Annotated in this window: 21 protein-coding genes; 12 read left to right on the plus strand and 9 right to left on the minus strand. The window is 70.2% G+C overall.

Features of this window, described 5'->3' with window-relative positions:
* The first annotated feature begins 220 nt into the window (after positions 1–220).
* A complete protein-coding gene (locus tag ACFWU9_RS05105) occupies positions 221–898 on the plus strand; it encodes a hypothetical protein (protein ID WP_384314986.1) in 678 nt (225 codons plus the stop codon).
* A gap of 47 nt (positions 899–945) precedes the next feature.
* Here ACFWU9_RS05105 and ACFWU9_RS05110 read toward each other — a convergent pair whose 3' ends face one another.
* Positions 946–1,560, minus strand: coding sequence for a TetR/AcrR family transcriptional regulator (locus tag ACFWU9_RS05110; protein WP_384314987.1), 615 nt, complete (start codon positions 1,558–1,560; stop codon positions 946–948).
* Between the two features lie 102 nt (positions 1,561–1,662).
* Between ACFWU9_RS05110 and ACFWU9_RS05115 the strand changes: the two genes are divergently transcribed.
* Entirely contained in the window at positions 1,663–2,625 is a 963-nt protein-coding gene (locus ACFWU9_RS05115; protein WP_384314988.1) for a zinc-binding dehydrogenase, read from the plus strand.
* 166 nt (positions 2,626–2,791) lie between these two features.
* A complete protein-coding gene (locus ACFWU9_RS05120; RefSeq protein WP_384314989.1) occupies positions 2,792–3,895 on the plus strand; it encodes a PP2C family protein-serine/threonine phosphatase in 1,104 nt (367 codons plus the stop codon).
* A gap of 3 nt (positions 3,896–3,898) precedes the next feature.
* On the opposite strand, the gene ACFWU9_RS05125 is transcribed toward ACFWU9_RS05120, so the two are convergent.
* Positions 3,899–4,813 (minus strand): aldo/keto reductase, encoded by a 915-nt coding sequence (locus tag ACFWU9_RS05125; RefSeq protein WP_384314990.1) that lies wholly within the window; start codon positions 4,811–4,813, stop codon positions 3,899–3,901.
* Positions 4,814–4,991: 178 nt separating this feature from the next.
* Between ACFWU9_RS05125 and ACFWU9_RS05130 the strand changes: the two genes are divergently transcribed.
* Positions 4,992–5,477 (plus strand): MarR family winged helix-turn-helix transcriptional regulator, encoded by a 486-nt coding sequence (locus ACFWU9_RS05130; RefSeq protein ID WP_384314991.1) that lies wholly within the window; start codon positions 4,992–4,994, stop codon positions 5,475–5,477.
* A gap of 28 nt (positions 5,478–5,505) precedes the next feature.
* Here ACFWU9_RS05130 and ACFWU9_RS05135 read toward each other — a convergent pair whose 3' ends face one another.
* Entirely contained in the window at positions 5,506–6,153 is a 648-nt protein-coding gene (locus ACFWU9_RS05135; protein ID WP_384314992.1) for an FMN-dependent NADH-azoreductase, read from the minus strand.
* A gap of 136 nt (positions 6,154–6,289) precedes the next feature.
* On the opposite strand from ACFWU9_RS05135, the gene ACFWU9_RS05140 reads away from it, so the two are divergent.
* Positions 6,290–6,982 (plus strand): nitroreductase, encoded by a 693-nt coding sequence (locus ACFWU9_RS05140; RefSeq protein WP_384315152.1) that lies wholly within the window; start codon positions 6,290–6,292, stop codon positions 6,980–6,982.
* Between the two features lie 49 nt (positions 6,983–7,031).
* Here the strand turns inward: ACFWU9_RS05140 and ACFWU9_RS05145 are convergent, their stop codons facing one another.
* On the minus strand, positions 7,032–7,673 hold the full coding sequence (locus ACFWU9_RS05145; protein WP_384314993.1) for a hypothetical protein: 642 nt from the start codon (positions 7,671–7,673) through the stop codon (positions 7,032–7,034).
* Between the two features lie 248 nt (positions 7,674–7,921).
* Here ACFWU9_RS05145 and ACFWU9_RS05150 point away from each other — a divergent pair, with 248 nt between their 5' ends.
* Together ACFWU9_RS05150 and ACFWU9_RS05155 are read left to right on the plus strand one after the other, a co-directional pair.
* Entirely contained in the window at positions 7,922–8,434 is a 513-nt protein-coding gene (locus ACFWU9_RS05150) for an SRPBCC family protein (protein WP_384314994.1), read from the plus strand.
* A 17-nt stretch (positions 8,435–8,451) separates the two neighbouring features.
* A complete protein-coding gene (locus tag ACFWU9_RS05155) occupies positions 8,452–10,767 on the plus strand; it encodes an FdhF/YdeP family oxidoreductase (protein WP_384314995.1) in 2,316 nt (771 codons plus the stop codon).
* A gap of 168 nt (positions 10,768–10,935) precedes the next feature.
* On the opposite strand, the gene ACFWU9_RS05160 is transcribed toward ACFWU9_RS05155, so the two are convergent.
* Entirely contained in the window at positions 10,936–11,523 is a 588-nt protein-coding gene (locus ACFWU9_RS05160; protein ID WP_384314996.1) for a TetR/AcrR family transcriptional regulator, read from the minus strand.
* An 88-nt stretch (positions 11,524–11,611) separates the two neighbouring features.
* Here ACFWU9_RS05160 and ACFWU9_RS05165 point away from each other — a divergent pair, with 88 nt between their 5' ends.
* Positions 11,612–12,088, plus strand: a complete 477-nt coding sequence (locus ACFWU9_RS05165) for a VOC family protein (protein WP_384314997.1) — start codon at positions 11,612–11,614, stop codon at positions 12,086–12,088.
* 70 nt (positions 12,089–12,158) lie between these two features.
* Here the strand turns inward: ACFWU9_RS05165 and ACFWU9_RS05170 are convergent, their stop codons facing one another.
* Complete coding sequence (locus tag ACFWU9_RS05170) at positions 12,159–12,929, minus strand: SDR family oxidoreductase (protein ID WP_384314998.1); 771 nt, start codon at positions 12,927–12,929, stop codon at positions 12,159–12,161.
* A 63-nt stretch (positions 12,930–12,992) separates the two neighbouring features.
* Positions 12,993–13,847: an alpha/beta fold hydrolase gene (locus ACFWU9_RS05175; protein ID WP_384314999.1), complete on the minus strand. Its 855-nt coding sequence runs from the start codon at positions 13,845–13,847 to the stop codon at positions 12,993–12,995.
* A 283-nt stretch (positions 13,848–14,130) separates the two neighbouring features.
* On the opposite strand from ACFWU9_RS05175, the gene ACFWU9_RS05180 reads away from it, so the two are divergent.
* From ACFWU9_RS05180 to ACFWU9_RS05190, 3 genes are all read left to right on the plus strand, one after another.
* The gene (locus tag ACFWU9_RS05180) at positions 14,131–14,769 is read left to right on the plus strand and encodes a CGNR zinc finger domain-containing protein (RefSeq protein ID WP_384315000.1); all 639 of its coding nucleotides are present in this window, start codon (positions 14,131–14,133) and stop codon (positions 14,767–14,769) included.
* 206 nt (positions 14,770–14,975) lie between these two features.
* Positions 14,976–15,644, plus strand: a complete 669-nt coding sequence (locus tag ACFWU9_RS05185) for a DNA-3-methyladenine glycosylase family protein (protein ID WP_384315001.1) — start codon at positions 14,976–14,978, stop codon at positions 15,642–15,644.
* A 59-nt stretch (positions 15,645–15,703) separates the two neighbouring features.
* Positions 15,704–16,486 (plus strand): SDR family oxidoreductase, encoded by a 783-nt coding sequence (locus ACFWU9_RS05190; RefSeq protein WP_384315002.1) that lies wholly within the window; start codon positions 15,704–15,706, stop codon positions 16,484–16,486.
* A gap of 34 nt (positions 16,487–16,520) precedes the next feature.
* On the opposite strand, the gene ACFWU9_RS05195 is transcribed toward ACFWU9_RS05190, so the two are convergent.
* Both ACFWU9_RS05195 and ACFWU9_RS05200 read right to left on the minus strand, forming a co-directional pair.
* Entirely contained in the window at positions 16,521–17,336 is an 816-nt protein-coding gene (locus tag ACFWU9_RS05195) for a DUF899 domain-containing protein (RefSeq protein WP_384315003.1), read from the minus strand.
* A 164-nt stretch (positions 17,337–17,500) separates the two neighbouring features.
* On the minus strand, positions 17,501–17,959 hold the full coding sequence (locus tag ACFWU9_RS05200) for a hypothetical protein (protein WP_384315004.1): 459 nt from the start codon (positions 17,957–17,959) through the stop codon (positions 17,501–17,503).
* A gap of 314 nt (positions 17,960–18,273) precedes the next feature.
* Between ACFWU9_RS05200 and ACFWU9_RS05205 the strand changes: the two genes are divergently transcribed.
* Positions 18,274–19,140 carry a helix-turn-helix domain-containing protein gene (locus tag ACFWU9_RS05205; protein WP_384315005.1) on the plus strand — a complete coding sequence of 289 codons (867 nt, stop codon included), beginning with the start codon at positions 18,274–18,276 and terminating at the stop codon, positions 19,138–19,140.
* Positions 19,141–19,184: the final 44 nt, after the last annotated feature.

The following is a 19,184-nucleotide window of genomic DNA, read 5'->3' on the forward strand; positions in this document are numbered from 1 at the left end:
CGCCGCCGCGTCCCTCAGCGGGACGGTGCGGCGGGCACGGCGCGCAGGCCGTCGTAACGCGGGGGCACCGTCGCGGGCCGGTGGGGCGGCTACGCGGTACGTATCGCGAGCTCGTCTCCGTACACATCCGGGCGATGGATCTCGGTGGAACGGGCAACGCGCGGTGCTTTCCGACCGTCTTCCCAGACGCACCGTCCACCACAGCCCCCCCGGAGTCGCCATGAAGTTCCGTCGCTGCCTGGCCTTCTCCGCCGTGGCGGTCACGATCGCGCCGGCCGTGCTGCTGGCGGCGCCCGTCGCATACGCGACCCAAGACAGCGCCGCCGTCTCCGCCGCCGGCCCCGGCTCGCCGTCGCTTTCGCGCGGCGGTGTGTCGTGCGGCGACGACGGCACCCACCCCTTCGACGACAACCTGCGCACCACCTTCTCGGGGCTGCCGACGAAGATCGTCGCGGGCGGCGGTTTCCAGGCCTTCCGGCTGAACGTCGCGAACACCGGCGACCGCGTCCATCAGCGCGTCGGCCTCGACGTCTTCGCCTCCCAGGTGGACGACGAGAACATCTTCACCGACTTCACGCACGTCACGCTCCAGTTCAGGGACCCGGCCACCGGAAGGTGGACCGGCGTCCCGCTCGACGAGTCCGACGAGAACCGCGGCCGTCTCGGCCGTACGCGCGTGGGTCCCGGTGCGTCGCTCTCCTTCGAGCTGCGCGTCGCGATGGACGCGGAGGCACCGGCCGGTGACGCGTCCGTCCTGGGCACTGGTGTGTACGCGGACGGTGGGGGCGACTGTGTGTACGCGCGTGAGGCCTACCAGGCGTTCAAGGTCCTCAAGGCCGACTCCGGGCCGCTCGAACCCGGAACCGGAACCGGACGGGCGCGAGAGGGCGACTGCTGAAAGGCCGGTGCCCGTACGGCTCCGAGCCGGCTTGAGCCCACACCCCGCTACCCCGGCGCCGACGAGGTCAGCCGTGGCGCCGGCGGCAGCGGCGTGTGCCGGGGGCGCGCCTCGAACGCCTCGATGACGTAGGCGGCGAAGCGCCGGGAAGCCGCGACCTGCGCCTCGCCCGTGGACGCGCGGATCCCCTTGTTGGCCATCAGCATCAGGATGAGATCGTCGAGCACGAAGTCGGCACGCAGACTCCCCGCCTCCTTGGCGCGACGGGCCAGCTCCGCGACGGCCCTGACCGTGTACTCGCGGCCCCCCACGACATCGGTGGCCCCCGGAAACGCCGACAGGAACGCTTCGGTGAAACCCCGGTCCCGGGCGTGCAGTTCGCAGATCCTCTCGATCACCAGGCACAGGCCCCGCCAGGGATCGTCGTCGGCCGTCCCCTCGTCGATGATGGTGCGGCACGCGCGCAGCTGGTCGGCGAAGGCGGCCGCGATCAGGTCCTGCCGGGCCGGGAAGCGGCGGTACACGGTCGCGGCGCCCACCCCCGCCCGCCGGGCGATCTTCCGCGTCGGCACGTTCAGCCCCTCCGCGGAGAGCAACTCCCTCGCGGCGGTGAGGATGCGCTCGCGGTTGTCCAGCGCGTCGGCGCGCAGAGTCCGAGACATTCGTCGGCCGTCACTCTCACTTCGCTCAACCGGACACAGGTGTCCGCTTACCTTTCCAGCGTAGGACCCGGTGGGCGGTCGATCGAAGGGCGTGGACACGGCATGATGGCAATCGTGATCAAGGAGTACGGGGGTCCCGAGGGTCTGGCGGTCGTCGACCTGCCCTCACCCGCCCCCGCCCCGGGACAGGTGCTGATCTCCACGGAGGCGGCCGGTGTCGGCGGCGTGGACACGCTGATCCGTAGCGGTGCCCTCGCCGCGTACGGCTTCACGGAGGGGCATGTCCCGGGCGGCGAGGTGGCCGGGATTGTCAGGGAGGTCGGCGAGGGTGTCGACACGTCCTGGCTGGGCCGGCGGGTGTGGGCGGCCACCGGTAGCGGCGGCTACGCGGAGCAGGCCGTCGCCCCGGTCCACGACCTCGTCGCTCTGCCCCCGGACCTGTCCGCGGTCGACGCGGTCACGCTCGGCAGCGCGGGTGTCGTGGCGCACTTCGGGCTCGCGCACGCCCGGTTCACGCCGGGCGAAACGGTCCTCGTACGCGGGGCGGCCGGAAGCCTCGGCATCATGACGGTCCAGCTGGCCTCCCGGGGCGGCGCTGCGGCGGTCGCGGTCACCACCTCCTCGCCCGCGCGCGGCGAACGGCTGCGGGACCTGGGAGCGACCCACGTGCTGGACCGCCTGGGCAACGGCACGGCCGACGACGCCCCCTCCGCCTACGACGTCATCATCGACGTCGCGGCCGGTGAGCACATGCCCGCGTTCTTCGACCGGCTCAACCCCAACGGACGCCTGGTCGCGGTGGGCGCGGTCGCCGGGCAGCCGCCGGCCTCCTTCGGCGCCAAGCTGATGGCCGACTTCCAGAGATCGCTGTCCATCGCCACCTTCAGCGCGGCCACCGTCCCCGAGGCCGAACGCCGCGCCGTACGCGCAGAGCACTTCGAGGCCGCGAGCCGTGCCGAGCTGACGGCGGTGGTCCACGAGGTCCTCCCGCTGGACCGAGCCACGGAGGCACACCGGAAGATGGACGCCGGTGAGGTCTTCGGCAGGATCGTGCTGACCCCCTAGCCCAGGGCCGGCGCGCGGCGCGCGCCACCGCCCCCTCCCTTCCACCGGGTCCCGCCCGAGTCGGTTCGGCCGGGTCGAGGGAATGGTGTATGCAGGAGGTATGCGCAGCTGGTCCGGTTTTAGGCTTTCGAGGCCCCAGCCGATCGCGGGTGGGGCCCTGATTCTTGTGCCGCTGGCCATCATCATCGCGGTGCCCGTGATCGACGTATGGCTGCCCCGGAACCTCCACGTCGCGCCCCTGCTCGTCGTCGCGCCCACGTTCACCGCCGCCTTCGCCGGGCCCCGTCTCGTGGCGACCATCGGCGCCCTCGCGGTGCTGGCCCAGATCACCGCCGGACTGGAACGGCAGGCTCTGGGCGATGAACGTGTCGTGCTGGAAGTTGTCTCGCTGACCGTCGTCTCGGCGCTCGTGACCCTTTTCTGTTATCTGCGCGAACGGCACGAGCGCCAGCTCGTCAGGGCACAACTGGTCTCCGAGGCAACGCAGTTGGCCTTACTACGACCGTTGCCGCCACGTGCCGGCCCACTCCGTATCGCCAGCGAGTACCGCTCGGCGGAGCCGGACAGCCGCATCGGGGGAGACCTGTTCGCCGTCACCCGGACCGAGCACTCGACCCGGCTGCTCATCGGAGATGTCCGCGGCAAGGGGCTCACGTCCCTCAACGGCACCTCGATCATGCTCGGCGCCTTCCGGGCCACGGCCCACCGGCAGGAACCACTGCCCGAGCTGGCCACCTATCTGGAGGGCAGTGTCCACTGGGGCCTCGCGGAACTCGACTCGGCGGTCGACGAGAGCGGGGAGTGGTTCGTCACGGCGCTGGTGGCGGACATCCCCGACGACGGGCAGGTGGTCCATGTGGTCAGCATGGGGCACCCGCCGCCGCTGGTGATCCACCGGGCCTCCGCCGAACCGCTCTTCGTGCGCAAACCGGCACCGCCCCTGGGGCTCGGCGGGCTCGGCGAGGCGTCCTACGTGGAGGAGACCTTCCCCTTCCGCCGGGGAGACTTCCTGCTCCTCTACACCGACGGGGTGTCGGAGGCGCGGGACAGCGAGGGCAACTTCTATCCCCTGGCCGAGAGCGCGGCGGTGGCCGGCCGCTCGGCCGTGCGGCCGGACGGCGGCCCCTCCGTCATGCTCCAGCACCTCATGGCCGACCTGCTCTCCTTCTCGGGCGGCTCGCTGGAGGACGACATGGCGATGATCGCCGTCTCCTGGGGCGAACCGGGAACGGGCCCGGGCCGCCCCAGGGACGAGCGTGCGGCCCCGTGACCGTCAGCGCGAGATCCGTCGTGCCCTCTTGTCCGCCAGCTCGGACGGCACGTACATGAGGTCACCGTGGTTCAGGTCGGTGCCCGGCGGGACGATCTCGTCGATCCGGTCCAGCACGTCGTCCGTGAGTACCACGCCCGCGCCCGACAGCAGTCCGGTGAGGTGCTCCGGTGTGCGGGGCCCGATCAGGACGGACGTCACCACGGGATGCGCCCGTACGAAGGCAGTGGCCAGATGCGGCAGCGGCAGGCCGGCCTCGTCCGCCAGCTCGGACAGTCTCCGTACGGCCTCGGCCTTCGCCCGGTTCCCGGGGTCCGACAGATCGAACAGCTGCGCCCCCGCGCCCGCGTTGCGGTGTCCCGCCGTCGGATCGGCGCGGCCCGAGAGCCACCCGGAGGCGAGCGGCCCGAACGTCAGGACCCCCAAGCCGTAACGCCGCGCGGTCGGCAGGACATTGGACTCGATACCGCGCAGCAGGATGTTGTACTGCGGCTGTTCGGACCGGAAGCGGTGATGGCCCCGGCGCTCCGCGACCCACTGGGCCTCCACGGTCTGCTCGGGGTGGAACAGCGACGAGCCGAAGGCCCGCACCTTTCCCGCCCTGACGAGGTCCGAGAGCGCGGAGAGTGTCTCGTCCAGCTCGGTGACCGGGTCGAAGCGGTGAATCTGGTAGAGGTCGATGTGGTCCGTGCCCAGGCGGCGCAGGCTGTCCTCCACCGCGCGCATGATCCACTTACGGGATCCACCACGCTCGTTGGCGTCGGCGCCCATCGGCATGGCGAACTTGGTCGCGAGGACGACATCGTCACGTCGGCGCTCCTTGAGCGCCTCGCCGACGATGGTCTCGCTCTCTCCGGAGGAGTAGACGTCCGCCGTGTCGATGAGATTGATTCCCGCGTCCGGCGGAGCCGGGCTCACCGACGGAGGCGGCACTGCGACGGCTCGCCGCGTCGGCCGACGCCAGGCCCGTCACGGCCGACGGCTGACCGCCTGCGCGCGTCCACATCCGTGTGAGGTGAGCGGGCCGCGGCAGGCGTGATGAGTTTGGTTTCGGACGAGACCGTATTGAATGAGCGGATGGCTGTACGGTGACCGAATGGTCGCCGAACCCCCTCACTCAGCCGGTGCCCCGCGGGCGACCGATCGCCCCGGGGACGAGTCGCCCTTCGCGCTCGGTCTCCTCCTGCGCCGGGCCCACTGGCACGCGGCCGGCGTGATGGGGGAGGCCCTCCGGCCGCTCGGGATCGAGCTACGGCATTTCGCCGTGCTGATCGTCCTGGTGAACGAAGGGCCCACCGTGCAGAGGGACTTGGTGACCGCGACGGGCTCGGACAAGGCCGGGATCATGCGCGTCGTGGACGACCTGGAAGGCAAGGGGCTCGCCGTACGGAAGGCCGTTCCGGGGGACCGGAGGGCGCGGGCCGTGGAGATCACACCGGCGGGACTGGAACTCTTCGACGCCGCTCACGCGGCGGCGGAGCCCCTGGCCGAGCGTGTGGTCGGCGGGCTGGGGCCCGGCGAGTCCGAGGTGCTGACGGAGCTGCTGACCCGGATCACGCACCCCACCGACGGCGAGGCGTAAGCCCGAGCGCGGCGTCGGCCGCCCGCGATCACCCGAGGCGCTCGACCAGCGCCTTCGCCTTGGTCTTCGCGTCCTCGAAGGCGCGCACGCGGGACGCTTCGTAGAGGGGTACGAGATCGGACATGCCCGGATTCCTGGGCGCCAGGGTGAGCTCCGGGACGATGAAGTCGAGGTCCAGGCAGAGGCTGTCCCGGAGGACGGCCCGCAGATAGTTCTGCACGAACTCGAAGCCCTCGCGCGGGGTGCCCGGCGCGTAGGAGCCGCCGCGGCTGGCGACGACGACGGCCGGGGTGCCCTTGGCGGAGGGGGCCTCGCCCGTGGTGCGGCCGGGCAGGAACACGTTGTCCAGCCATGCCTTGAGGGTCGACGGGATCGAGTAGTTGTGCATCGGGGCGCCTATCAGGACGGCGTCCGCCCGCTCCAGCTCCTCGATGAGCTCCAGCCGCGTGGCGAAGGCGGCGGCCTGGTCCGGGGTGCGCCCGGACGCGGGGGCGTGGCCGGCGGTCCACGCGGCGGCCGTGATGTGCGGAACGGGATCGACGGCGAGATCGCGGTGGATCACCGTGCCGTCGGGGTGCTGCTCCCGCCAGGCCTCGCGGAAGGTGTTCGCGAGCGACCGGGACAAGGACGCCTCGCCCGAGAGTACGGACGAGTCGATGTGCAGCAGCGTAGCCATGACTTTCTCCAAGGAGCGGTGTCTGCGGCGGGGAGCCGGGGTGGCTTGTTATGGCAACAGTTAAACACGAGACGGTATCGAATGATACCGTCTCGTGCGCAACGAAGATCACATGGATGCTGGGAGGCAGGCGGTCTTGGACGTCTACGAGGCGGTCACGAGTCGGCGGGCGGTACGCGCGTTCACCGGGCGGCAGGTCCCGAGAGAGGTGCTCGACCGCGTACTCTCTGCGGCGGCCTGGGCGCCCTCCGCGTCGAACCTCCAGCCGTGGCACGTCTACGTACTGACCGGGCCACCGCTGGACGCGCTCAAGAAGCGCGCCGGCGAGCGGCTGGCCGAGGCCGACCCCTGGGACGAACCGGAGTACGCGCAGTACCCGCCCCGGCTGAAATCCCCCTACCGAGAACGCCGGTCCGGGTTCGGTGAGCAGCGCTACGGCGCCCTCGGTATCCCGCCCGGCGACATCGAGGCGCGCCAGCGGGCGGCCTCCGCCAACTGGGACTGCTTCGGAGCGCCCGCCGCCCTGTTCTGCTACATCGACCGCGACCTGGGCCCGGCCCAGTGGTCGGACGTCGGCATGTATCTGCAGACCGTGATGCTGCTGCTCCGCGCCGAAGGGCTGCACAGCTGCACACAGATGGCGTGGGCGAAGTTCCACCGGAGCGTCGCGGAGGCCGTGTCGCCCCCGGACGATCTCCTGCTCTTCTGCGGCATGTCGATCGGGTTCGAGGACGTGTCGGTGGACCACCCGCGTACGGGCCGGGCCCCGCTGTGCGAGACGGTCGCGTTCGTCGACGGCCGTATCCCCGGGCGGAGTCCGTATCAGTGACCCGCGCACCACTGCCCCGGCACGGGCCCCGGTCGCCTCCGGGGACGGCTCAGCCGCCCGGCAGGTCGTACCCGGAAGCGATGTTGAGTGTCGTCGCGAAGGTCAGGTACATCAGCCACAGACCGGTGAGGGTGTGGAAGAACCCCTGTCCCCAGTCACCCGCCGTCGTCACCATCGCCATGGACCCGCCCTGCCGGGGCCTGTCGAACGGCAGGCTGATGAAGAACTTGGAGACGTACACACCGGTGAGGCCGACGAAGAGGAGACCGACCGGCCAGGCACCGGCGCTGAAGAAGACGACCATGCCCAGTACCGACAGGATGACGAAGGCGACGCACATACCGGCATCCGTCTTCACCCCGGTCCGCTGGAAACGGTTCCAGCCCAGCGCGAACCAGTGAATGCCGTACGCGCTGAATGCCAGCGCGGCCATGTACAGCGCCTTGTCGGTGAACACCTGGAACCAGGTGAGCCCGACGAAGAGATAGATCCCGGCGAGCAACTGGCACAGGCCGGGCATGAAGATGCCCCACACGCCCATGGCCCGGTCGACATCGGCGTTACGGCGCGGAGCGCGGAGCAGCTCCTGCGGACCGTAGATCAGATATCCGGTGCCGAGGCCGAAGAAGCCCAGCACCACGGGCACGAAAGCAGAATCGGGGAAGATCACGGCGAATCTGCCGGGGTCCATGACGCACACCTCCACCAGAGGGAAGTCGGAACCGGCGAAAACACCGGCCGGGCTTCGAAAGGTGAGACCGAATCAATCCCAGAACATCGAGGGATGCCACCTGGATGTGTCATCCGTGTCGGCTGCGCCGTCCGCGCGTTTCAAGGGGCGGGCCCGGTCGGTTCTCCCTAGGCTTTATATATGTCGGGCTTTCCGGTCCGGCCTTTCGGCCATGTGCCACAATCCGGCGCGAGAGGATCGGGATATTCATGAGAACCATCGAGGCCTCCTCCGACGTGGACGTTCCGGTCCGCGTGGCCTACAACCAGTGGACGCAATTCGAGACCTTTCCCCGTTTCATGGACGGGGTACGACGGATCGACCGGCCGCAGTCGACGATGACCCACTGGGTGACCCAACTGGGGCCGATGATCCAGGAGTTCGACGCGGAGATCGTGGAGCAGAGCCCTGACGAGCGGGTCAGCTGGCGAAGCCTCGGCCGACCCCGTCATTCGGGCACCGTGACATTCCTGGAACTCGCCGACGACCGGGTGCGGGTGACGCTTCGCATCGCGTACTCACCGCGCGGATTCATGGAGCGCGCCGGAGACGCGCTGGGCGTCGTTCACCGTCGCGTGCACAACGACCTGAAATCCTTCAAGGAATACATCGAGGGCCAGGGACGAGAGACCGGAGAATGGCGGGGCGCGATCAGCGACAGCCATGTCCGGCCGAACTCGGGACAGAAACATCCGCGAGTACCCAACTGGCCGACAGGCTGAGGCGAAAGGCTATCCGGGTGAAGAGGCGACCGACCAAGGAACCGAGCGAGAACGAACCCGAGATCACTCCGCCCAAGACATGGGCCGCCGGAGTTCCCGCCGTCGCTCACGCGTTCGGCTACTCCCTCGCGGAGGCCTCGCCCCGGCACACCGCCCGGACCCTGCTCAGTCTCAACCAGGTCGGGGGCATCGACTGTCCCGGCTGCGCCTGGCCGGACCCCGAGCCGGGGAGCCGGCACCGTAACGAGTACTGCGAGAACGGCGCCAAGCACGTCAACGACGAGGCGACCACACGCAGGGTCACCCCCGAGTTCTTCCGTCGCCACTCGGTCTCCGAACTCGGCGGCAGATCGGACCTCTGGCTCAATCAGCAGGGACGGCTCACCGAGCCCATGGTGAAGCGGCCGGGCTCCGACCACTACGAGCCGATCAGCTGGCACGAGGCGCTGGGGCTGATCGCCGAGGAGCTACGGAGCCTGGACTCGCCCGACGAAGCCGTCTTCTACACCTCGGGACGGGCCAGCAACGAGGCGGCCTTCGCCCTCCAGCTCTTCGCCCGCGCCTTCGGCACCAACAACCTCCCCGACTGCTCCAACATGTGCCACGAGTCGAGTGGCGCCGCCCTGCACGAGACGCTGGGCACCGGCAAGGGCAGCGTGAGCCTGTCGGACATCCACCACGCCGAACTGATCCTCATCCTGGGCCAGAACCCCGGCAGCAATCACCCGCGGATGCTCTCGGCGCTGGAGGAGACCAAGAACAGGGGCGGCCGGATCGTCGCGATCAACCCGCTGCCCGAGGCGGGTCTGATGCGGTTCAAGAATCCGCAGAAACCACGCGGCGTGATCGGCCCGGGGACCGTGATCGCCGACGAGTTCCTGCAGATCCGGCTCGGTGGTGACCTCGCCCTTTTCCAGGCGCTGAATCTGCTGCTCCTGGAGGCGGAGGACGAATCGCCCGGCACCGTGCTCAACCGGTCCTTCATCGACTCGCACACCAAGGACTTCTCCGAGTTCGCCGAGCACATCCGCTCGACGGTCACCTGGCCCGATGTCATGAGCGCCACCGGACTGACCCGTGCCGGGATCGAGCGGCTGCGCGACGCCGTCCTCGGCAGCGAACGCGTCGTCGTCTGCTGGGCGATGGGGCTGACACAGCACAAGCACGCCGTGGCCACCATCAGGGAGATCGTCAACTTCCTTCTGCTACGGGGCAATCTCGGCAAGCCGGGTGCCGGGCCCTGTCCCGTGCGCGGCCACAGCAACGTACAGGGCGACCGGACCATGGGCATCTGGGAGAAGATGCCCGAGGCATTCATGGAGGCCCTCGGCCGCGAGTTCTCGTTCGAACCCCCCGCCGCGCACGGGCTGGACACGGTGGACTCCATCAGGGCCATGCTCGACGGCCGGGTGAAGTTCTTCCTCGGCCTCGCGGGCAACTTCGTACGGGCCACACCCGACAGCACGGTCACGGAGAAGGCGCTGCGCCGCTGCCGTCTCACGGCACAGATCTCGACCAAACTGAACCGTTCGCACACGGTCTGCGGAGACACCGCCCTGATCCTTCCCACACTCGCCCGGAGCGAGAAGGACATCCAGAGGGGCGGGGAGCAGTTCATCACCGTCGAGGACTCGATGAGCCAGGTCCACAGCTCGTACGGACGTCTGGAGCCCGCCTCCAAGCAGCTCCTCAGCGAGGTGGCCATCCTCAGCCGGCTCGCCCGTATGACGGTCGGGGACCGCGTGATCGTGCCCTGGGAGGAGTTCGAGGCGGACTACGGAACGATCAGGGACCGTATCGCCCGGGTCGTACCGGGGTTCGACAACTACAACGCGCGGGCGGTCCGACCCGGTGGCTTCCTGCTGCCGAACCCCGTCAACGAGGGGGTCTTCCCTACCACCGTCGGCAAGGCGCTCTTCACCCGCAACAGACTTGAGATGCTCACCGCCCCCGAAGGACATCTCGTTCTTCAGACGCTGCGCTCGCACGACCAGTGGAACACCGTCCCGTACACGACGACCGACCGCTACCGGGGCATCCGCGGCTCACGGCGGATCGTGATGGTCAACCGGTCCGATCTGGACGCGCTCGGCCTGCACGACGGGGACCGCGTCGACCTGGTCGGCGTCTGGCACGACGACGTCGAGCGCCGCGCCGAGGGCTTCCGGGTGGTCGCCTACCCGACAGCGGCCGGCTGCGCCGCCGCGTACTACCCGGAGACCAATGTGCTGGTGCCGCTCGACAGCGTGGCCGACGTCAGCAACACGCCGACCTCGAAGGGGATTCTGATCCGGCTGGAGCCGGTACGCGAAGGAGCGGCGGCTCCCCGATAGGTCACCCCGCTACCGCCCCTTCGCGGCCATGCGCCGGCGCCAGGCCACGGTGTCGGCGCGCAGGGCCCCGTCGAGGGCCTTGCGCGCCGGGTCAAGCGGGAGATCCGTCGTGTAGACGGGAGTTCCCGGCTCCTGCCGCCAGGAGTTCTCGATCCCACCGGCGTCGAATCATTCGGTGAGCGAGCGCGCCGACTCCGGGGCCGGCCTCCGGAGCCCGTCCAGGACCACGGTGAGATGCGCCGTCCTCGCACGGCCCGTCTCCGGATCCCGCGGCAGCGCGGAGATGATGGCGAGTACGTCGGCGGAGGAGATGTCCCGCCGTACGCGCGCCAGATCCTGGGCTCGCCGGAACAGCACGTCGAAGGCGGTCCTCATCGGCGCGCAGAGCTCGCCGACGGGAGAGGCCTGCTCCAGGAGAGCCGCGCTGAGGCGGGCGCTCATCCCTCGGTACGGGGCGCCGATCTCCTCGTACGCGCCGATCCACTCCAGCAGCGCGCCCCAGGGGTCCTCGGCGCCGGTCCGGGCCTCGGCGGCGTCGACGAGGGTGTCCACCTGGGAGCGGAGGATCGCCGCGAAGAGGTGCTCGCGGGTGGGGAAACGGCGGTGCATCGTCGCGCGGCCCACTCCCGCGCGCCTGGGAATCTCATCGAGCGGGGCGTCCGCCCCCAGCTCGCCGAAGACCTCCGCCGCGGCGGTGAGGATCGCGTCCACGTTCCGTGCCGCGTCGGCACGCAACGCCTGGTTCGGGGCTGTCATGCTCCGACCGTAACAGCTAAGTGGGCAGAGTGCCCACTTAGGGTCTACCCTGAGGAACGACGAGTCCCACCGAGGAGCGGAGCAGACAGTGACCCGGCGAATCTGGCATGTCGGAGTGGCGGTCGAGGATCTGGAGGAGGGGAAGAGGGAGTTCGGCGAGGTGTTCGGGCTCTCCTGGCGTCCCACACGGGTCCGCGCGCTGACCCTGACCGACGCGGTGGGCGCCGACCACGAGGTCGAGTGCCAGGTGACCTTCTCCGAAGGAGGCCCGTTCGCGGTCGAGCTGTGGGAGTCGATCCCCGGCACGCCGCTGGAGGCTCCCCGGGGCGGAGGCGTCCACCACATCGGCTATTGGGTCGACGACCTGGCCCGGGAGAACGCGCGCCTGTCCGCGCTGGGATTCGGCCCCCGCACGACGGTCGGCGGACGCCCGCTGCTCAACGCCGGCCCCTCCGGGACGGTGGTGGAGCTGTGCGACCTGCACAGCGACCGCCCCCAGCTGCGGGACCTCTTCCCGGCGGGCTCACGGTACGCGGGGCCGCCCGTCCTCGACTCCGCGCTGTGACGGGGCGGGCGGGCGGAATCCCGGGAAGGCGCGGGCGACGCGCCGAGTCTTCGACCGTGCGGGCGCGCGGTCAGACGGACTTGACCTCCCCGCCGTCCATGCGCAACGTCGACCCCGTCATCCAGCGTGCCGCGGGTGAGACGAGGAAAGCCATCAGTTCCGCGAGCTCCTCCGGGCGGCCGAAGCGGGTGATCTCGGCCTTCTGCGGGAACTTCTCGATCGCCTCCTCCACGGTCATGTCGTGGAGGGGCGCCCAGTGTTCGAGGTACGACCGGCGCCGGTTCGTCATCACCGGCCCCGGCATGACGCTGTTCACCTGGACGCCGTCGGCGATCCCGCGGTCGGAGAACGCCTTCGCGAGAGCGGCGATCGCCGCGTTGATCGTGCCGACCGCCGCGTAGGGCGCCTTGGGGAAGATGGCGGAGTTCCCCGACATCAGCACGACCGAGCCCTTGGACTCGACCAGCGCCGGCCAGGCCGCGACCGTCAGACGGCGCGCCCCGTGGAGCTTGAGGGACAAGCCCGCGTCCCACTGCTCGTCCGTCATCTCGAACAGGTCGATCTGCGGTACGGCGCCCGCGATGTTGACCAGCGCGTCGACGCGCCGGAAGGCCGCGAGGGTCTGCTCGACCACCGTCCTCGCCGACGCGGGTTCCGAGAGGTCCAGGTCGACGACCAGGGCCTCGGCCCCCGCCTCGCGTACCTCGGCCGCCGTGTCCTCCAGGTTGGCCCGGTTGCGGGCGACGAGGACGATCGAGGAGAAGTCCCGCGCCAGCCGGATCGCCGTGGAACGACCCATGCCCTGACTGGCTCCGGTGACCACTGCTACGGAATTCGGCATGTCACTCTCCTTCTTCTTCTTCGCTGAGATCGGGTTGCCTGCGCGACCGCCCGGCGGGCGGCCCTACGTGGTGAGGAAGTCGCGGATCGCCGCGGCGATCTCCTCGGCGTGCGTCTCCAGGGCGAAGTGCCCGGTGTCGAGGAGACGGACGTCGGCCCCGGGGATGTCATGCCTGAACGCCTCGGCCCCGGCCGGCAGGAAGAAGGGATCGTTCCTGCCCCAGATCGCGAGAAACGGCGGACGGCTCGTCCTGAAGTACTCCTGGAACGCGGGGTACAGGGCGACGTTGGTCGCGTAGTCGAGGAACAGGTCGAGCTGGATCTCGTCCGCCCCCTCGCGCGCGAGGTAATGATTGTCCAGGCCGTATCCGTCCGGCGAGACCCGTGTCACGTCGGGGACGCCGTGCTCGTACTGCCAGACCGTCGTCTCCGGCCGCACGAGCATCCGCACGGCCTCCCTGTTGGCCGCCGACGGGTCCTTCCAGTACGCCCGCACCGGACTCCAGGCGTCGCTCAGCCCCTCCTCGTACGCGTTGCCGTTCTGCGAGACGATCCCGGTGATCCGCTCGGGGTGCCGGGTGGCGATACGGAATCCGACGGGCGCCCCGTAGTCGAAGACGTACAGCGCGAACCGGTCCAGGCCCAGTACCTCGGTCAGACGGTCGATCACGTCCGTGAGGCGCTCGAAGGTGTAGTCGAAGTCGGCCCGCGCGGGCATGTCCGTCCTGCCGAAGCCGGGCAGATCGGGGGCCACGACATGGAACCTGTCGGCCAGCAGCGGGATCAGGTCGCGGAACATGTGGCTCGACGACGGGAAGCCGTGCAGCAGAAGCAACGTGGGCGCGTCCGGCGCTCCGGCCTCCCGGTAGAACACCTTCAGACCGTCCACGTCCGCCGTGCGGTATGCGATGTCAGCCATGACGTTCACCCTTCTTCTGGAGGCGGCCGAGGCCCTGCGGCCGGCTCATCCCCCGAACTGGTCCATGTAACTGCTTGATTGGCGCTGAGAAGGTTATTTCCGGTGCGTGTTCTCCGGCTGTGGTGCCGGTTAGCGCGGGTGGAGTACAGGCAGTCGGGTAACCGCCCTGCCTTCACTAGCCAGGTTAGGAATCGCAACGTAACTTGTCAACGCGACTCAAGGCGGTTACTCTCGCTTTCAACAGTTGACACCGCACGCTCACGCGGCAGGAAGGGGTGGCCCCATGGCCCAGGACGCTCCGGCCCTGTTCGTGGCCGACACACTCGGCCTGGACTTCCTCAACTCCGTCGCCACGCCCGTCGACACACCGGTCGACTGGATCGAGGACGGTGACGGGCTGCTCGCCTGGCTGGAGCAGGCGGAACTGGTGTCGCCCGACACGCTCGCGGCACTGCGCGAGCAGGCGCTGCCCGGAGAGTTCGACAGCGTCGCCGCCCAAGCACGCGGTCTGCGCGAGGAGTTCCGCACGTTCGTACGCGAACACCGAGGCCGGCCGCTGCGCGCGCGGGACGTGGCGGACCTCGCGCCGCTGAACCGGCTGCTCGCGCGCGACGAGGGTTACCTCCAGCTCGGCTTCGCCGAAGGGGAGGACACCCCCGGTCTCCAGCTGCGGGCCATGCGCCGCTGGCGCTCGCCCGAGTCGCTGCTGCTGCCCATCGGCGAGGCCCTCGCGAGATTCCTCAGCGAGGAGGACTTCTCGGACGTCAAGGCGTGCGAGGGCCCGGCCTGCACACTGATGTTCGTCGACCACACCCGCGGGCGCGTGCGCCGCTGGTGCACCATGGCGATCTGCGGCAACCGCGCCAAGCAGGCCGCGCACCGCGACCGCGTCAAGAAGACCCGGGACGCGGCGGCCGGCTGACCCGGCTCACCCGTACGGCACCGGTCGGGGCGACTCTCGCCCGCCCGACCGCCCGTCATCCCCCACTGACGTCCCCTCAGTACTGCCCAGGCTTCCGGATCTCGGCGGTGGGGCGGTGAGATGCCGGTATCCACCTGCGGGAACGGGTCTCCGGACGCGACCCCGGTCCCCGCGCGGCGCCGCCGGTCCCGCTTTACGTTGTACCCATGACCAGGCAGAGGGTGAGGACACCGGAGGAGTACCTGCGCCGCGCGGACCCGGCGCTGGGACGCGTCATCGACGAGATCGCGACCGGGGGCGGCCCCCGCCCCTCACTGCCCCCCGACCCCTCGCACTCGAACGATTCGAGCGTGCCGACGGACTGCTACGCCGTCCTCATCCGGGGGATCGCCAGCCAGAACATCTCCTCCTTCTCGGCACGGGCGACCTACCGGAAACTCACCGAGCGCTTCGACGGCCGCCCTCCCACACCGCGGCAGATCCTCGACGACGACCCCGACGAACTCCGTGTCGCCGCGGGCCTCTCCCACGCGAAGACGGACTCCCTGCGCTCTCTCGCGGAGCACATCCTCTCCGGCGAGCTCCGGCTCGACCAGCTGCACGATCTCCCCGACGACGACGTCATCGACGAGCTGACCGCCGTGAAGGGCATCGGAACATGGACGGCCCACATGTTCATGATCTGGCACCTGCACCGGCCCGACATCCTCCCGGCCGGTGACCTGGGCATCCGCCACGCGGTCAGGAGACTCCACGACCTGCCCGGTCTTCCGTCACCGGCGGACGTCACACGTATCGCCGAGCCATGGCGCCCGTACCGGACTCTCGCCAGCCTCTATCTGTGGCGCATCGACGAGTCGGAGCCCCAGGTCTGACGTGACCACCCGCGCCGACAGCGGCGCCGGCGAGACAGGAAGCGGGTACAGCGATGGACATGGAGCTGGCAGACAGGACCGCCGTGGTGAGCGGCGCGAGCAAGGGGATCGGCCTGGCCGTCACCCGCGCTCTCACCGGCGCCGGAGCCCATGTCGTCGCAGGGGCGCGGTCGATGGGCGACGGGCTCGAAGAACTGGTCGAAGCGGGCAAGGTCACCTTCGTACAGGGCGACCTGACCGAACCGTCCGGGCCCGCCGCCCTGGTGGCGGCGGCGCTGGCACGCGGCGGCGTCGACATCCTGGTCAACGGCGTCGGCGCGGTCACTCCACGCCCCGACGGATTCCTCGGCATCACCGACGACGACTGGAACACCTCGTGGTCACTGGGCCTCATGTCGGCCGTGCGTACGACGCGTGCGGCGGTCCCGGCGATGGTCGAGCGGGGCGGCGGGGTGATCGTGATGATCGGTTCCGTGAACGCGTTCCTGCCCGACCCGCTGGTGCTCGACTACTCGGCGGTCAAAGCGGCCCTGACGAACTTCGCCAAGAGCCTGTCGAAGGAACTGGGCCCGCGTGGCATCCGCGTGGTCTCGGTCAGCCCCGGCCCCGTCGCCACGGACCTGTGGCTCGGTGAGACGGGCATGGCGAAAACGCTGTCGCGGGTCACCGGCAAGTCGGCCGAGGACGTCGCGGACTCCGCCGTCGCGGACACCCCGCTCGGGCGCTTCACCACCCCGGAGCAGGTCGCCGACCTGGTCACCTTCCTGGCCGGCGCACGTGCCGCCAACATCACCGGCGCGGACGTGACCATCGACGCCGGCCTGATCAGCACCATGCGCTGACCGCCGGCGCCTGGCGCCTCTTCGCCGGAACGGGTCAGTGGCAGCCGCTCCGTCGGCCGAGCGTCTCCTCGGGCGTCGCGCCCGGACGGGTCCACTGCGGTGCGGGGCGGCCGGTCGGCCCCCAGGTGGCGTTCCCGTCGACGTCCGTGCGCCAGTACCAGCAGATCGGCGCGCCGTGCCCGCCGACCGGCGCACCGACCTCCGGGGTCTCGGGCCAGCCCTCGGGATCGTCCTCCCAGGCCTCGCGACGGCCGTACGGCGTCATGTCGAGCAGCGCCAGGGAACCGTTGACGACCTCGTTGCCACGGCCAGTCGTGGAGTACGTGAGGAACACGCGGTCGCCGTCCCGCAGGAAGCAGGTGAGGTACCCCATGTCGCCGCCGACCGGCTCCGCCACGTCCCGCACCGAGTACCACGGCTGGGTGTAGCCCATGAACCCCACATAGGGGGCAACCTCGTCCCAGCGGCCCGTGGTCACGACGGCGAACGAGACACCGCGCGCGTTGAGGTAGACGGCGTCCCTCAGATGCCAGGCCGTGGTGGTGCAGCCCTCACACTGCCCTTGGTGCGGCGCGCCGTCGTACCACATGTGCTTGTAGACCACGAGCTCGTCGCGGCCCTCGAACAGCTCCAGGAACGGCACCGGCCCGTCCGGACCGACGACCTCGACCGTCCCGTCGAACTCCACCATCGGCAGCCGCCGGCGGGCCGCGGCGATGGCATCGCCCTCCCGCGTGTGGGCCTTCTCGCGGACCAGGAGCTCGTCACGGGCGGCCTGCCAGGTGGCCCGGTCGACGATGGGCGGGCGGCCGGGCAGCGCGGTGGCCGCGTCGTTTGGCTTGGTCGTCATGGTGTCCTCCGTGGTACGTGGTGCCGCGTGCGTAGTACGAGCGCTGCGAACTTCACCAGAACAGACTTCGGACCCGGCCGAAACTCATCGCCGCGGGCGGAGCTCCCTATTGGCCCGACCGGGCGCCCGCCCCCGGTCTTGACGCACGCGTACGCCGAATCGACTCATCGGCCGTGTCGGTGTCCGACGACCGCGTACGCCAGCAGAAGGGCGGTGGCGTCCTCCAGCAGGGCCGCCGGCCAGTCGGGGCGCCCCGACTTGGCCACCGTACGGCGCCAGTACGCCCCGCCCAACGTGCCCGCCAGCGCGCCCGCGGCGCCGAGCGCGGCCGGGACGGCCGGCGGGTGGCCCGGTTCGCGGGAGGCCAGGGCCGACGCGGCGAGCGCGCCGAACGCCATGCGGAACGTGATCCCGGAAGGGCTGAGACGGCTCGGCGTCGTCGGGAGCTTGTCACCGACCATTTCGCCGACGGCGGTCGCCGCGGTGACCCTCTTGGCCCACACCCCGGCGAAGAAGGATGCCGGTCGCGCGCGCTCGCCCGGTGTGGTCGTCAACGCGACGGCGCCCGTCCCGAGCTGGCTGCGCAGGCCGGACACCACACCCATCAAGGCCAGTCGGGTCATGCCATTGGGCATACAAGCAGCTTTGCGGCTCATGCAGCCCTGGGTGCCCCGGCTCACTCTCGTGGAAACGGTCCGGTCACCGGGTCACCTCAATGCCGCAGCCCGTGCCGCGCTCAGCCGTGCGCCGCTCCCGCACGCGGACTCACTCCCGCGGATCACGTCCACGCAAGGGCGAAAACCAGGCAGAAGGGCTCCGCCTGATTTCGGCGGGGTGGGAGACTGCCGTTACTTCAAGCCCTAGGGCGTGCCTTGAGCGGTTGCCGCCGGTGACGGTCCTGGACCGGCCGTCGGACCGGAGAGGGTCGGGGGAAGCGATGGCACGGTGGCGGCCGCTGTCCACGGAGCTGAGACCGGAGGTACGCCGGCTCGTCGAACGGCTGAGGCTGCTCAAGGACCGTAGCGGGCTGAGCTACGCCTCGCTCGAAGCGAAGACCTCCTACAGCACGTCGTCCTGGTCCCGGTATCTCGGTGGTGTCGCCTTCCCGCCCTGGGAGGCGACGGAGGCGCTCGGAAGGCTGGCCGGAGCGAAGGAGCCCGATCTGGCCAGATTGAGGGCGTTGTGGGAGTCGGCGGAGGAGGTACGGGGGAAGCGGGGCGCGGGCGCCGCCTTGGTCATGGCCGATTCCGTCCCGTCTTCTTCGGCGGCGCCGGCGTCGGCCCCACGCACTCCGCTCCGGCTCGGCAGCGGCGCCGCCCACGCGGTCCGAACAGCGGTCTCCGTCCTGGTCCTGGTGCTTCTGGCGTCGGTGCCGTACTCGTCGCCGTACGTGCCGAGGAAGGCCGACGAGCCCGAGTGGCCATGGTCGTTGCCGTCGGAGGTTGCTCCCGTGGGTGAACAGGTCGAGTGCCAGGGCCGGTCCTGTGAGAGGCGCGATCCCGTGCAGACGGGGTGCTCGGGGGACGGACGAGTGCTGGGCAGTTACTACCGGAAGCAGCACCGCGTCCAGGTGCTCCACAGCGCGAGGTGCCGGACGGTGTGGGGCTCGGTGGCCCCGGCCGCCGATACCGAGGGGCTCTCGATCAGCGCCCCGGGGGCGGCACAGTTACAGGAGAAGCCGGGCGCGCGGCGCACTCGTATGCTCGCCGTACTGGACTCGGCGGGGGTGGGCGCCCAGGCCTGTGTCGTGGTGAGCGGTGAACACTCCTGCGTGAATTCGGACAACCGGGCGTGGACGGACTGACGCCCTCAGCCGGACCATGACCAGGGCTTGGACCAGGACCAGGA

This window comes from Streptomyces sp. NPDC058653, from assembly GCF_042716895.1.
Classification (GTDB): Bacteria; Actinomycetota; Actinomycetes; order Streptomycetales; family Streptomycetaceae; genus Streptomyces.

Coding starts and splice junctions, on each gene's coding strand:
- ACFWU9_RS05115 (WP_384314988.1), top strand. CDS start 1,663: ATGATGGCAATCGTGATCAAGGAGTACGGGGGTCCCGAGGGTCTGGCG.
- ACFWU9_RS05180 (WP_384315000.1), top strand. CDS start 14,131: ATGGCCCAGGACGCTCCGGCCCTGTTCGTGGCCGACACACTCGGCCTG.
- ACFWU9_RS05170 (WP_384314998.1), bottom strand. CDS start 12,929: ATGCCGAATTCCGTAGCAGTGGTCACCGGAGCCAGTCAGGGCATGGGT.
- ACFWU9_RS05110 (WP_384314987.1), bottom strand. CDS start 1,560: ATGTCTCGGACTCTGCGCGCCGACGCGCTGGACAACCGCGAGCGCATC.
- ACFWU9_RS05195 (WP_384315003.1), bottom strand. CDS start 17,336: ATGACGACCAAGCCAAACGACGCGGCCACCGCGCTGCCCGGCCGCCCG.
- ACFWU9_RS05145 (WP_384314993.1), bottom strand. CDS start 7,673: ATGGACCCCGGCAGATTCGCCGTGATCTTCCCCGATTCTGCTTTCGTG.
- ACFWU9_RS05205 (WP_384315005.1), top strand. CDS start 18,274: ATGGCACGGTGGCGGCCGCTGTCCACGGAGCTGAGACCGGAGGTACGC.
- ACFWU9_RS05190 (WP_384315002.1), top strand. CDS start 15,704: ATGGAGCTGGCAGACAGGACCGCCGTGGTGAGCGGCGCGAGCAAGGGG.
- ACFWU9_RS05105 (WP_384314986.1), top strand. CDS start 221: ATGAAGTTCCGTCGCTGCCTGGCCTTCTCCGCCGTGGCGGTCACGATC.
- ACFWU9_RS05185 (WP_384315001.1), top strand. CDS start 14,976: ATGACCAGGCAGAGGGTGAGGACACCGGAGGAGTACCTGCGCCGCGCG.
- ACFWU9_RS05135 (WP_384314992.1), bottom strand. CDS start 6,153: ATGGCTACGCTGCTGCACATCGACTCGTCCGTACTCTCGGGCGAGGCG.
- ACFWU9_RS05200 (WP_384315004.1), bottom strand. CDS start 17,959: ATGACCCGACTGGCCTTGATGGGTGTGGTGTCCGGCCTGCGCAGCCAG.
- ACFWU9_RS05175 (WP_384314999.1), bottom strand. CDS start 13,847: ATGGCTGACATCGCATACCGCACGGCGGACGTGGACGGTCTGAAGGTG.
- ACFWU9_RS05160 (WP_384314996.1), bottom strand. CDS start 11,523: ATGACAGCCCCGAACCAGGCGTTGCGTGCCGACGCGGCACGGAACGTG.
- ACFWU9_RS05150 (WP_384314994.1), top strand. CDS start 7,922: ATGAGAACCATCGAGGCCTCCTCCGACGTGGACGTTCCGGTCCGCGTG.
- ACFWU9_RS05130 (WP_384314991.1), top strand. CDS start 4,992: ATGGTCGCCGAACCCCCTCACTCAGCCGGTGCCCCGCGGGCGACCGAT.